This is a genomic window from Streptomyces canus (genome assembly GCF_041435015.1).
GTDB classification, from domain to species: Bacteria; Actinomycetota; Actinomycetes; order Streptomycetales; family Streptomycetaceae; genus Streptomyces; species Streptomyces canus_G.
On record NZ_CP107989.1, the window covers coordinates 3,337,134 to 3,349,704 of the forward strand.

The 12,571-nt window shown below is 69.9% G+C and carries 9 protein-coding genes; 2 read left to right on the forward strand and 7 right to left on the reverse strand.

Features of this window, described 5'->3' with window-relative positions:
• Nucleotides 1-21: 21 nt before the first annotated feature.
• The 6 genes from serA to OG841_RS14765 form a co-directional block, all read right to left on the reverse strand.
• Nucleotides 22-1,611: a phosphoglycerate dehydrogenase gene (gene serA / locus OG841_RS14740; protein WP_069766168.1), complete on the reverse strand. Its 1,590-nt coding sequence runs from the start codon at nucleotides 1,609-1,611 to the stop codon at nucleotides 22-24.
• A gap of 231 nt (nucleotides 1,612-1,842) precedes the next feature.
• Nucleotides 1,843-2,841: a ketol-acid reductoisomerase gene (gene ilvC / locus OG841_RS14745; RefSeq protein ID WP_266559280.1), complete on the reverse strand. Its 999-nt coding sequence runs from the start codon at nucleotides 2,839-2,841 to the stop codon at nucleotides 1,843-1,845.
• Nucleotides 2,842-2,952: 111 nt separating this feature from the next.
• On the reverse strand, nucleotides 2,953-3,480 hold the full coding sequence (gene ilvN / locus OG841_RS14750; protein WP_057616386.1) for an acetolactate synthase small subunit: 528 nt from the start codon (nucleotides 3,478-3,480) through the stop codon (nucleotides 2,953-2,955).
• Nucleotides 3,481-3,501: 21 nt separating this feature from the next.
• Nucleotides 3,502-5,346 carry an acetolactate synthase large subunit gene (locus OG841_RS14755; RefSeq protein WP_328641059.1) on the reverse strand — a complete coding sequence of 615 codons (1,845 nt, stop codon included), beginning with the start codon at nucleotides 5,344-5,346 and terminating at the stop codon, nucleotides 3,502-3,504.
• 219 nt (nucleotides 5,347-5,565) lie between these two features.
• Complete coding sequence (locus tag OG841_RS14760; RefSeq protein WP_371565611.1) at nucleotides 5,566-8,574, reverse strand: putative bifunctional diguanylate cyclase/phosphodiesterase; 3,009 nt, start codon at nucleotides 8,572-8,574, stop codon at nucleotides 5,566-5,568.
• Between the two features lie 414 nt (nucleotides 8,575-8,988).
• A complete protein-coding gene (locus OG841_RS14765) occupies nucleotides 8,989-9,939 on the reverse strand; it encodes a 2-hydroxyacid dehydrogenase (RefSeq protein ID WP_328641057.1) in 951 nt (316 codons plus the stop codon).
• Nucleotides 9,940-10,014: 75 nt separating this feature from the next.
• On the opposite strand from OG841_RS14765, the gene OG841_RS14770 reads away from it, so the two are divergent.
• Both OG841_RS14770 and OG841_RS14775 read left to right on the forward strand, forming a co-directional pair.
• Nucleotides 10,015-11,013, forward strand: a complete 999-nt coding sequence (locus OG841_RS14770; protein WP_328641056.1) for an aldo/keto reductase — start codon at nucleotides 10,015-10,017, stop codon at nucleotides 11,011-11,013.
• A gap of 160 nt (nucleotides 11,014-11,173) precedes the next feature.
• Complete coding sequence (locus OG841_RS14775; RefSeq protein WP_328641055.1) at nucleotides 11,174-12,355, forward strand: PQQ-dependent sugar dehydrogenase; 1,182 nt, start codon at nucleotides 11,174-11,176, stop codon at nucleotides 12,353-12,355.
• 12 nt (nucleotides 12,356-12,367) lie between these two features.
• Here the strand turns inward: OG841_RS14775 and OG841_RS14780 are convergent, their stop codons facing one another.
• Entirely contained in the window at nucleotides 12,368-12,568 is a 201-nt protein-coding gene (locus OG841_RS14780) for a DUF6191 domain-containing protein (RefSeq protein WP_328641054.1), read from the reverse strand.
• Nucleotides 12,569-12,571 lie beyond the last annotated feature (3 nt).

A 12,571-nucleotide genomic window follows, 5' to 3' on the forward strand; every position in this document is an offset into this window, starting at 1 on the left:
CCCGGCGTTCGTGGTGCAGCGTCAGACCAGGTTCACCGCACGGGCCGACGTCGCCCCGATCTCCTCGGCCACCTCGGTCAGCACACCCGCGGGCACCGTGTCGTCGACGGTGAGGACCGCGAGCGCCTCGCCCCCGGCGATCGCCCGCGACACCTGCATACCGGCGATGTTGATACCGGCCTCACCGAAGATACGGCCGACCGTGCCGACGACGCCGGGACGGTCCTCGTACTTCAGGACGACCATGTGGTCGGCGAGGGCCAGGTCGACGTCGTACTCACCGACCGCGACGATCTTCTGGAGGTGCTTGGGACCGGCCAGGGTGCCGGAGACCGACACCTCCTCGCCGCTGCCGAGCGTGCCGCGCACGGTGACGACATTGCGGTGGTCGGCCGACTCCGAGCTGGTCGTCAGCCGCACCTCGACACCGCGCTCCTGGGCGAACAGCGGGGCGTTGACGTACGACACGGTCTCGGCGACGACGTCCTCGAAGACACCCTTGAGGGCGCTGAGCTCCAGCACCTTCACGTCGTGCTGGGTGATCTCGCCGTACACCTCGACGTCGAGGCGGACCGCGACCTCACCGGCGAGCGCGGTGAAGATCCGGCCGAGGCGCTCGGCGAGGGGCAGGCCCGGCTTGACGTCCTCGGCGATGACGCCGCCCTGGACGTTCACCGCGTCGGGCACGAGCTCACCGGCGAGGGCGAGGCGCACCGAGCGGGCGACGGCGATACCGGCCTTCTCCTGGGCCTCGTCGGTGGAGGCACCGAGGTGCGGGGTGGCGACGACCTGGTCGAACTCGAAGAGCGGGGAGTCCGTGCAGGGCTCCTTCGCGTACACGTCGAGACCGGCACCGGCGACCCGGCCCTCCTTGAGGGCGGAGTACAGCGCCTCCTCGTCGACGATCCCGCCGCGCGCGGCGTTGACGATCCGCACGCTCGGCTTGACCTTGCGCAGCGCCTCGTCACCGATGAGACCGACGGTCTCGGGGGTCTTGGGCAGGTGGACGGTGATGAAGTCGGAGACCTCGAGCAGCTCGTCCAGGGACAGCACCTTGACGCCCATCTGGGCGGCACGGGCGGGCTGGATGTAGGGGTCGTAGGCGACGACCTTCATGCCGAACCCGGACATGCGCTGGGCGACCAGCGCGCCGATCCGGCCCAGACCCACGACGCCGAGGGTCTTCTCGGCGAGCTCCACGCCCGTGTACTTGCTGCGCTTCCACTCGCCGTTCTTCAGCGCGGCGTTGGCCTGCGGAATGTGGCGGGCGGTGGCGACGAGGAGACCGCAGGCCAGCTCGGCGGCGGTCACGATGTTCGAGGTGGGGGCGTTGACGACCATCACGCCGGCCTTGGTGGCGGCGGAGACGTCGACGTTGTCCAGGCCGACGCCGGCTCGTGCGACGACCTTCAGTTTGTTCGCGGCGGCGATCGCCTCCGCGTCCACCTTGGTGGCGGAGCGGATCAGGATCGCGTCGACATCGGCGATGGCCGGGAGCAGTTCGGCTCGGTCCGCTCCGTTGCAGTGCCGGATCTCGAAGTCGGGGCCAAGCGCGTCCACAGTCGCGGGCGACAGCTCTTCAGCGATGAGTACGACGGGTTTCGAGCTCACGTGAGTCCTCACAAGTCCAATGCGGACGGCCGTCCCGACGGCCGCAGGCGGTGGAGGGGTGCTTGCCGCGTTGGAGACGCACGACGCTGTGGGCCTGACGCGTATGTAGTACGGCAGTGTAGTGGCGCCCGGACGGTCGTCCCGCGCCTCTGCGGAAGGATCACCCGTCCGTGATGCGACGGGTTGGACAACGGGGCCGGAGCTGTCTGCTCCGGCCCCGCGGCCTGAGGCTTACGCCTCCTCGTCGACCCAGCTCATCAGCTTGCGCAGCTGCTTGCCGGTGGTCTCCAGCAGGTGCTCGGAGTCCTGCTTCTTGTACTCGTTGTACTTCTTCAGACCGCCGTGGTACTCGGCCATCCACTCACGGGCGAAGGTGCCGTCCTGGATCTCGGCGAGGACCTTCTTCATCTCGGCCTTGGTGGCGTCCGTGATGATCCGCGGGCCGGTGACGTAGTCGCCCCACTCGGCGGTCTCGGAGATCGACCAGCGCATCTTCTCCAGGCCGCCCTCGTACATGAGGTCGACGATGAGCTTCAGCTCGTGCAGGCACTCGAAGTACGCGATCTCCGGCTGGTAGCCGGCCTCGGTCAGCGTCTCGAAACCGGCCTTGACCAGCGCGGCCGTACCACCGCAGAGAACGGCCTGCTCACCGAACAGGTCGGTCTCGGTCTCCTCGGTGAAGGTCGTCTTGATGACGCCGGCGCGGGTGCCGCCGATGCCCTTGGCGTACGACAGCGCGAGCGCGAAGGCGTTGCCGGTCGCGTCCTGCTCGACGGCCGCGATACACGGAACGCCGCGGCCCTCCTCGTACTGGCGACGGACGAGGTGGCCCGGGCCCTTGGGGGCGACCATGCAGACGTCGACGTTCGCCGGGGGCTTGATGAAGTCGAAGCGGATGTTCAGGCCGTGGCCGAAGAACAGCGCGTCGCCGTCGTTCAGGTTGTCCTTGATGGACTCCTCGTAGACCTGGGCCTGGATCGGGTCCGGGACCAGGATCATGATGACGTCGGCCTCGGCGGCGGCCTCGGACGGCGTCACCACGCGCAGGCCCTGCTCCTCGGCCTTGGCCTTGGACTTGGAGCCCTCGTGCAGACCGACACGCACGTCGACACCCGAGTCACGGAGCGACAGCGCGTGGGCGTGGCCCTGGCTGCCGTAACCGATGACCGCGACCTTGCGGCCCTGGATGATGGACAGGTCGGCGTCGGCGTCGTAGAACAGCTCGGCCACTTTGGGTTCTCTCCTTGGTCTGCAGGTGTTGCGTCCCACCGTATGACGGCGGGCTGAGATGAAGTTTCCGGGTCTCGGTATACGGGCGGCCGGAGCCGCCCGTGCCCGGCCCTATGCGCTGCGGTCGAGCGCGCGCAGCGAGCGGTCCGTGATCGAACGGGCGCCGCGGCCGATCGCGATGGTGCCCGACTGGACCAGCTCCTTGATGCCGAAGGGCTCCAGCATCTTCAGCATCGCGGACAGCTTCTCGCCGCTGCCGGTGGCCTCGATCGTGACGGCCTCCGGGGAGACGTCGACGGTCTTGGCACGGAACAGCTGGACGATCTCGACGATCTGGGAACGCGTCTCGTTGTCGGCGCGCACCTTCACCAGAACGAGTTCGCGCTGAACGGCCGAGCCGGGTTCCAGCTCGACGATCTTCAGCACGTTGACGAGCTTGTTGAGCTGCTTGGTCACCTGCTCCAGCGGCAGTTCCTCGATCACGTTGACCACGATGGTGATCCGGGAGATCTCGGGGTGCTCGGTGACACCGACCGCGAGCGAGTCGATGTTGAAGCCGCGGCGGGAGAACAGGGCGGCGATCCGGGCGAGGATGCCGGGGGTGTTCTCCACCAGGACGGAGAGCGTGTGCTTGGACATGATCTTTTACGTCTCTCTCGCTCAGTCGTCTTCGTTGTCGCCGAAGTCGGGGCGGACGTCCCGGGCGGCCAGGATCGTGTCGTTCGAGGTGCCGGCGGCGACCATCGGCCACACCATCGCGTCCTCGTGGACGATGAAGTCGACGACGACGGGGCGGTCGTTGATGGAGTTCGCCTCTTCGATGACCTTGTCCAGGTCCTCCGGGCGCTCACAGCGCAGGCCCACGCAGCCCATCGCCTCGGACAGCTTCACGAAGTCCGGCACGCGCGTGCCCTTGGCGTCCGGGTTGATGTCCTCGGGACCGCTGTGCAGCACGGTGTTGGAGTACCGCTGGTTGTAGAAGAGGGTCTGCCACTGGCGGACCATCCCGAGGGCGCCGTTGTTGATGATGGCGACCTTGATCGGGATGTTGTTCAGGGCGCAGGTGGTCAGTTCCTGGTTGGTCATCTGGAAGCAGCCGTCGCCGTCGATCGCCCAGACGGTGTTGCCCGGCATTCCGGCCTTGGCGCCCATCGCGGCCGGGACCGCGTAGCCCATGGTTCCGGCGCCGCCGGAGTTCAGCCAGGTGGCGGGCTTCTCGTACTGGATGAAGTGCGCGGACCACATCTGGTGCTGGCCGACGCCCGCCGCGAAGATCGTGCCCTCGGGGGCGAGCTGTCCGACCCGCTCGATGACCTGCTGCGGGGAGAGCGAGCCGTCGGCGGGCAGGTCGTAGCCGAGCGGGTAGTTCTCGCGCCAGCGGGACAGGTCCTTCCACCAGGCGCTGTAGTCGCCCTTGTGGCCCTCGCTGTGTTCCTTCTGGACGGCCTGGACCAGGTCGGCGATGACCTCGCGGGCGTCCCCGACGATCGGCACGTCGGCGGCACGGTTCTTGCCGATCTCGGCCGGGTCGATGTCGGCGTGGACGATCTTGGCGTGCGGGGCGAAGCTGTCCAGCTTGCCGGTGACGCGGTCGTCGAAGCGGGTACCGAGGGCGACGATCAGGTCGGCCTTCTGCAGCGCGGTGACGGCGGTGACCGAACCGTGCATGCCCGGCATTCCCACGTGCAGCGGGTGGCTGTCGGGGAATGCGCCGAGCCCCATCAGGGTGGTGGTGACGGGGGCTCCGGTGAGTTCTGCGAGGACCTTCAGCTCGGCGGTGGCGCCCGCCTTGATGACACCGCCGCCGACGTAGAGGACGGGCCGCTTGGCCTGGGTGATCAGCTTGGCGCCTTCGCGGATCTGCTTGGCGTGCGGCTTGGTCACGGGGCGGTAGCCGGGCAGGTCCATGACGGGCGGCCAGGAGAACGTCGTCTTCGCCTGGAGGGCGTCCTTGGCGATGTCGACCAGGACCGGGCCGGGGCGGCCGGTGGAGGCGATGTGGAAGGCCTGCGCGATGACGCGCGGGATGTCCTCGGCCTTGGTGACGAGGAAGTTGTGCTTGGTGATCGGCATGGTGATGCCGACGATGTCCGCCTCCTGGAAGGCGTCCGTGCCGATCGCCTTGGAGGCCACCTGCCCGGTGATCGCCACGAGCGGCACCGAGTCCATGTGGGCGTCCGCGATCGGGGTGACCAGGTTGGTGGCACCGGGGCCCGAGGTCGCCATGCAGACGCCGACCTTGCCGGTGGCCTGCGCGTAACCGGTGGCCGCGTGGCCCGCGCCCTGCTCGTGACGGACCAGGACGTGCCGCACCCGGGTGGAGTCCATCAGCGGGTCGTACGCCGGAAGGATGGCACCGCCGGGAATGCCGAATACCGTCTCGGCGCCGACCTCCTCGAGAGAGCGGATGAGGGACTGCGCGCCCGTCACGTGCTCGGGGGCGGACTGCTGTCCTCCGGATCGGGGCCGCGGCTGCGGATGGGCCCCGGTGGCCTGCTCGGTCATCGTCATTCTCTTCTCGATGCTGAGGGTTTTTGCGAAGTTTGTACGGTGTTCGACTGGTGCCTGTGCAACAAAAAACCCCTCGTGCCATAAGGCAAGCGAGGGGAGCGCGCCGGGTGGGGTCGCTGAGCGATCGAGGGCTCAGCGTCAGCCGACGCGCTTTCCAAGTACGAGAATTCGGGTGCGCATGGCACTGACCCTCCCCCCGGCACGCATGTGGTGTCAAGTGGGTGGGACGGGAGTCTCATTATGTGAGCGCAGGGCAGTGCCGCCTCCGAGGACCGCGGTCACCCCACTGGTGTACACCTCCGCGCCGCCCCCCGCGAAGGCGGGTTCGGCGGGGCCGTGCGGCACCGGATAGTGGCCCGAGGCCAGCGCCCTGCGCAGCCGGTACTCGTCCAGCGGTCCGGAGAAGGCCATGCCCTGCCCGTGCGTGCAGCCCATCGCCCGCAGTGCGACGACCTGTTCCGGGAGGTCCACGCCGTCCGCCACGGACTGAAGGCCGAGGTCTCCGGCGATCCTCAGCAGCCCGCTGGTGATCTTGTGCAATCTGGCGGACTCCACGACGCCCTCGACCAGACTGCGGTCGAGCTTCAGTACGTCCACGGGGAGTTTGCGCAGCACGGTGATCGCCGCGTAGCCGCTGCCGAAGCCGTCCAGGGCGATCCGGACACCGACGCGGCGGATCGCGGTCAGCCGGCGCTCCAGCTCGTCCAGGGAGACCCGGGGATCGGTGTCGGAGAGCTCGATGACCAGGGAGCCCGACGGCAGCCCGTGCCGGGTCAGGAGCGCCTCCACCGAGCCCAGGGGCAGCGAGCGGTCCAGCAGCCGCTGGGCGCTCATCCGGACCGCCACGGGCACGGTGAGCCCGGTCGCGGCCCGCTCGGCGGCCTGTTCGACCGCCTCCTCCAGGATCCAGCGGCCCAGCTCCTGCGCACGGTCGCTGTCCTCGGCCACCCGCAGGAACTCGGCGGGCGTGAACAGCACCCCCTGGGAGGAGCGCCAGCGCGCCTGGGCGGAGACCGAGGTGATCCGGCCGTCCTCCAGACAGACGACGGGCTGGTGCAGCAGGGCGAACTCGCCGTCGTGCAGCGCGGCACGCAGGCGCGTGGCCAGCTCCGCCTTCCGTACGACGTCCTGCTGCATCTGGGGCGCGTAGAGCTCGACGCGCCCCTTGCCGCCCGCCTTGGCGCGGTACATCGCGAGGTCCGCGTTGCGCAGGAGCTCGCCCGCCCCGAGGCCGGGTTCGGCGAAGGCGACGCCGATGGAGGCGGCGACCCGGACATCGTTGCCGTTGATGAGGTACGGCTGCGAGAGGGTGACCCTGAGGCGGTCGGCGAGCTCCAGGATGTGACCCTCGCGGGCGGTGCGGTCGCGGGTGCCGTCCCCGACGATCAGCGCGGCGAACTCGTCCCCGCCGAGCCGGGAGGCGGTGTCCCCGTAGCGGACCGCGTCCTGGAGTCTGCGGGCGGCCTGGACGAGCAGTTCGTCCCCGGCCTGGTGACCGATCGTGTCGTTGACGGCCTTGAAGCCGTCCAGGTCGATGAAGAGGACGGCAGTGCCGCGGTCGGAGGAACGGCGGCCGGACAGGGCCTGCTGCACGCGCCGGGTGAACAGGGCGCGGTTGGGCAGGTCGGTCAGCGGGTCGTGCTCGGCATTGTGCTGGAGCTGCGCCTGCAGGCGCACTCTTTCGGTCACGTCCCGGCTGTTGAAGATGAGGCCGCCGTGGTGACGGTTGACGGTGGACTCGACGTTGAGCCAGCCGCCGTCGCCGGACCGGAAACGGCACTCGATGCGGGTGGTGGGCTCTTCGAGAGGGCTGGCGGCGAGGAAACGGCGCACTTCGTGCACCACGCAGCCCAGGTCCTCCGGGTGGATGAGACCGGCCAGTTCCGTGCCCACGAGTTCGTCGGCGGAGCGGCCGTAGACCCCTGCGGCGGCCGGGGAGACATACCTCAGGATGCCGTTGGGTGCGGCGATCATGATGACGTCGCTCGAGCCCTGCACCAGGGAGCGGAAGTGGTTCTCCTTCTGCGCGAGTTCCTGGGTGAGGGTGATGTTGTCGAGCAGCATGATGCCCTGGCGCACCACGAGGGCGAGCACGACGGTGCCGCCGGTGAGGAGCACCACGCGGTCCACGCTGCGGCCGTTGAGGACGTTGTAGAGGATCCCCAGTGTGCAGACGGCGGCGGCGAGATACGGGGTGAGGGCGGCCAGCGACCCGGTGATGGGCCGGGTGACCGGATACCGGCTGTGGTCACCGCCCTGCGCGCCCTGTGCTCCCTGTGCGGACGGGTGGCGCTGGATCCCGAACCGCGGCCTGGGCAGGTGTTCGTGCACCACGCGCGTGCGCCCCACCGGTCGCCGCAGGTCGCCGTCCGGGTGCCGGGGTGCGGCCCAGGGGGCGTAGGCGAGGAGCAGGGAGCCGGCGAACCAGCCGGCGTCCAGCAACTGGCCGGAGCGGTAGTTGTTGTGGAGCAGTGGCGAGGTGAACAGGGCGTCGCACATCACGGTCAGGGCGAGCGCGCCGATCGCGGTGTTCACCGCGGTGCGGTTGACCGCCGAGCGCCGGAAGTGCAGCGCGAGGACCATGCTGACGAGGGCGATGTCCAGCAGCGGATACGCCAGGGACAGCGCGGTGCGCGCGACGCTGGGCCCCTCCGACTTGGCCGCCTGGGCGAGAGCGAGGCTCCATGAGAGCGTGAGGAGCGAGCCGCCGATCAGCCAGGAGTCGAGGCCGAGACAGACCCAGCCCGCCTTCGTCACCGGGCGCTTGGCGAGGACCAGCAGACCCACGATGGCGGGCGGCGCGAAGCACAGGAAGAACAGGTCGGCGTAGCTGGGGCTGGGCACGCCTCGGCCCAGGACGACCTCGTACCACCCCCAGATCAGATTGCCGAGCGACGCCATGGTCGAGGAGAGCGCGAAGAGCAGCCAGGCCTGCCGGAAGCGGACCCGACGGTCGCGGGCGTAGAGGAAGCACGACACGGCGGCGGCGCCCGCCGCGGCGCTCAGGCCGAAGTCGCCCATGATCAGGGCGACTTCGCGCGAGCCCCAGCCGAGGGCGGAACCGAGGGCGTACCCCGCGCACATCAGGGCGAGGAGGAGTTGGTGGACCAGGCTCGACCCGCCACGGAGGACCGGCGGTCGGGAGGGCAGCAGCGCCCCCCTCGCGGGCCGGGCCCGCAGCGCTCCGTCGAGGGTGGTCGTGGGAGAGGAGGGCGAGCTCACCGGGTCCTCCCGGTCCGCGCCGCTCCGGGGTCCCGGGGGTCCGGGTGCGCCGGGTGCGCATGCCTCCTGCTGCTCTGCCTGCGGTGATGAGGACTGTGGTGACCGCCGTGACCGGCGTGGTGGCCGCGTCTGCGCGCGGCTGTGTGCCAGGGTCGGAGCCGGCGGCCCCGCCGCGTCGGATCGTTGGTCCATAGGCCGTGCATCGCCCGTCGCCCCCCTCACAGTCTGCAATGTCCATCCCCGGCGCCGAACGGTGCTTGGCGCTGCCCCTGTCGGGACGATACACCAGTCTCGTCACTCAGGGACATAGTTCCTCTACGCTCCGTGACGACCAGCGGCGATGCATGCACGGCCCGCGTCCGGAAGGTTGCGGAGGGTACCGGAAGCGGATTGCGCGCCTGTTACTCCGGGGGTCTAAGCGTTCTTGGAACCCGTCGTAAGGATCACGTTGCGCAAGGGCTCCTGGTTCACATAGCGGGTCAGCTGGTCCACCAACAGGCGCTTGGCGCGCGGCAGGAACGCGGAGGTGGGTCCTCCGACATGGGGACTGATGAGTACGCCCGGCGCCTGCCACAAGGGGTGTCCCGGGGGGAGCGGCTCGGGTTCGGTGACGTCGAGGGCGGCGGTGATGCGGCCGGTCTCCAGTTCGGCGAGCAGCGCCTTGGTGTCGACGACCGGGCCGCGGGCGACGTTCACGAGGAGCGCGCCGTCCTTCATATGGGCCAGGAAGTCGGCGTCGGCCAGGTGACGCGTGGTCTCGTCGAGGGGCGTGGACAGGATGACGACGTCCGCCTCGGGGAGCAGGGCGGGCAGTTCGGTGAGCGGGTGCACCGGGCCGCGCTCCGTGGTGCGCGCGGAGCGCGCGACGCGCGCCACCCGCGCGACCTCGAACGGTACGAGCCGGTCCTCGATGGCGGAGCCGATCGAGCCGTAGCCGACGATGAGGACGTTCTTGTCGGCGAGCGAGGGCCGGAACCCGCCGCGCCACTCCCCCTGGTCCTGGGCCCGCACGAAGTCGGGGACGCCGCGCAGCGAGGCGAGGACCAGGGTGAGCGTGAGCTCGGCGGTGCTCGCCTCGTGCACACCGCGCGCGTTGCACAACCGCACGCCGGGACGCAGATGCCTCAGGCCCGGTGTCACGTTGTCGACGCCGGCCGACAGCGTCTGTACGACCTCGACGGAGCTCAGGTGGGGCATCGGCCGCAGGACGACATCCAGCGGCTTCATGTAGGGGACGACGTAGTACGCGCAGTCGGCCGGGTCCGCCGGGAAGTCGTCCTCGCCGTTCCAGAAGTGGTACTCGGGGCCCTCGGGGAGCCCCTCGATGTCGTCGGGCGGGATGGGAAGCCACACGTCAGCACTCATGGTCAGGAGGCTATGTCAGGCGCCCGGGAGCCCAGAGGTTAGGTTGGGGGCCGGAAGAGGGAGGGTCACGGGCAGGTGGAGCGCAGGAAGATCGGCGCGGCGGCGCTCGCGGTGGGAGCCGTCGGACTCGGGTGCATGCCGATGAGCTGGGCCTACAGCGGGTCGCGGCAGCGGGGCGACGAGTCGGTCAGGGCCGTGCACCGGGCGCTCGATCTGGGCTCGACGCTGCTGGACACGGCCGACATGTACGGCCCGTTCACCAATGAGCTGCTGCTCGGCCGGGTGTTGAAGGAGCGGCGCGAGGACGCCTTCGTGTCGACCAAGGTCGGTCTGCTGGTGGGCGAGCAGCACATCGTGGCCAACGGCCGCCCCGGCTATGTGAAGCGGGCGTGTGACGCCTCCCTGCGGCGGCTCCAGACCGATGTGATCGACCTCTACCAGCTGCACCGCGAGGACCCCGAGGTCCCGGTCGAGGAGACCTGGGGCGCGATGGCGGAGCTCGTACAGGCCGGAAAAGTACGGTCGTTGGGGCTCTGCGCGATGGGAGCGCGGGGCGGGCGCCGCTCCGGCAGGCGGCTGTACGACGCGACGATCCGGCAGTTGCAGCGGGTCCAGCAGGTGTTCCCGGTGAGCGCGGTGGAGGCGGAGCTGTCGGTGTGGTCGCCGGAGGCGCTGGGGACGCTGCTGCCGTGGTGCGCGGCGCGCGGCATCGGGTTTCTGGCGGCGATGCCCCTCGGCAACGGCTTCCTGACCGGCACCCTGACCCCCGGCGAGGGCTTCGAACCGGACGACGTCCGCGCCCGCCATCCCCGCTTCACCGCCGAGATGATGGCCGCGAACCAGCCGATCGTCTCCGGCCTGCGCCGCGTCGCGGCCCGGCACGGGGAGGGTGTCACTCCGGCACAGGTGGCGCTGGCGTGGGTACTGGCCCAGGGCGCTCACGTGGTCCCGGTGCCCGGCGCCAAGCAGGAGCGGTGGGTGACGGAGAACGCGGCGGCGTCCGCCCTCCGACTGACCGGCCAGGACCTCACCGAGGTGGCGACACTGCCGCCGGCACAGGGGTCGTGGGACTAGCGGACCTGCCGACGGCACACGGACCCCGGACCAGCAGCCCCAGCGACAACACACGCGCCGCCGGACTGGCGGGAGCGGGTGTGCATGGGGTCCGGGAGATCGGGAACCTGGGGGGCTCGAGCGGTGTATGACAGGTAGAACTCGCCGCTTCGAAGGGACCATGATCGTGCATCGTCGAGCTGTGACGGCCGTACTGGCCGCGACCACGCTCCTGCTGACGGCCGGCTGCTCCTCCGACGGCGGAGGAGGGGGTGGCGGCTCTCCCGGCGGCGGCGACAGCGCCTCGTCGAGCGGTGCGGCCTCGGGGTCCTCCCCCACCCAGCAGGCCGCGGAGGCGACCCCGCCGGCGAAGGGCTCGGTGAAGGTGGTGCGCACGGTCGCCGAGGGCCTCAAGACCCCCTGGGGCCTCGCCCCGCTCCCCGACGGCGACCTGCTCGTCTCCTCACGGGACGACGGCACGATCACCCGGGTCGACGGACAGTCCGGCAAGAAGACGGAGCTGGGGCAGGTATCCGGAGTCTCCGCGGCCGGCGAAGGCGGCCTCCTGGGCATCGCGCTGTCCCCGGACTACGCCTCGGACCACATGGTCTACGCCTACTTCACCTCCGACTCGGACAACCGCGTCGTGCGGATGGTCTACGACGAGCAGAAGGCGTCCGGTGAGCAACTGGGCGCACCCGACACCATCTTCAAGGGCATCCCGAAGGGCTTCATCCACAACGGCGGCCGGATCGCGTTCGGCCCGGACGGCATGCTGTACGCGGGCACGGGTGAGAGCGGCAACACCGGCCTGTCCCAGGACCGCAAGTCCCTGGGAGGCAAGATCCTGCGCCTGACCCCCGAGGGCGACCCTGCCCCGGGCAACCCGTTCCCGGACTCCCCCGTGTACTCCTACGGCCACCGCAATGTGCAGGGCCTCGCCTGGGACTCCAAACAGCGCTTGTTCGCCTCGGAGTTCGGCCAGGACACCTGGGACGAACTGAACGCGATCAAGCCGGGCGACAACTACGGCTGGCCGACCGCCGAGGGCAAGTCCGACGACAAGAAATTCCACAACCCGATAGCCCAGTGGCACACCGACGACGCCTCCCCCAGCGGCATCGCCTACGCCGAGGGATCCGTCTGGATGGCCGGGCTGAAGGGCCAGCGCCTGTGGCGCATCCCGCTGAAGGGCACAGCGGCCTCCGCCGACCCGCAGTCCTTCCTCAAGGGGGAGTACGGCCGGCTGCGCACGGTGGTCTCCGCGGGCGGCGACAAGCTGTGGCTCGTCACCAGCAACACCGACGGCCGCGGCAGCCCCAAGGAGGGAGACGACAAGATCCTGGAGATACAGGTCAGCTAGCCGGAGCCGTCATCACGGCGCGCTCTGCGAGGGCTCCTCGGTGTCGTCGTCCGGCTTGGACCGGCGGACGACGACCTTCCCGGACGTGAGATCTATCGGTCCGCGTCCGGGGTCGCCGTCGCCGACGTCCTCGCGGGTCAGCTCCAGCCGGTTCTGCTCGTCACGGGTGTGCTTGCGGCCGGGTGCGAACAGTTCCTCGAACATGTTGAACATGCA

What these genes read in the sequence shown, in the direction of transcription:
- ilvN (WP_057616386.1), bottom strand. Translation starts at nt 3,480, where the DNA reads ATGTCCAAGCACACGCTCTCCGTCCTGGTGGAGAACACCCCCGGCATC.
- OG841_RS14755 (WP_328641059.1), bottom strand. Translation starts at nt 5,346, where the DNA reads ATGACCGAGCAGGCCACCGGGGCCCATCCGCAGCCGCGGCCCCGATCC.
- OG841_RS14765 (WP_328641057.1), bottom strand. Translation starts at nt 9,939, where the DNA reads ATGAGTGCTGACGTGTGGCTTCCCATCCCGCCCGACGACATCGAGGGG.
- OG841_RS14775 (WP_328641055.1), top strand. Translation starts at nt 11,174, where the DNA reads ATGATCGTGCATCGTCGAGCTGTGACGGCCGTACTGGCCGCGACCACG.
- OG841_RS14780 (WP_328641054.1), bottom strand. Translation starts at nt 12,568, where the DNA reads ATGTTCAACATGTTCGAGGAACTGTTCGCACCCGGCCGCAAGCACACC.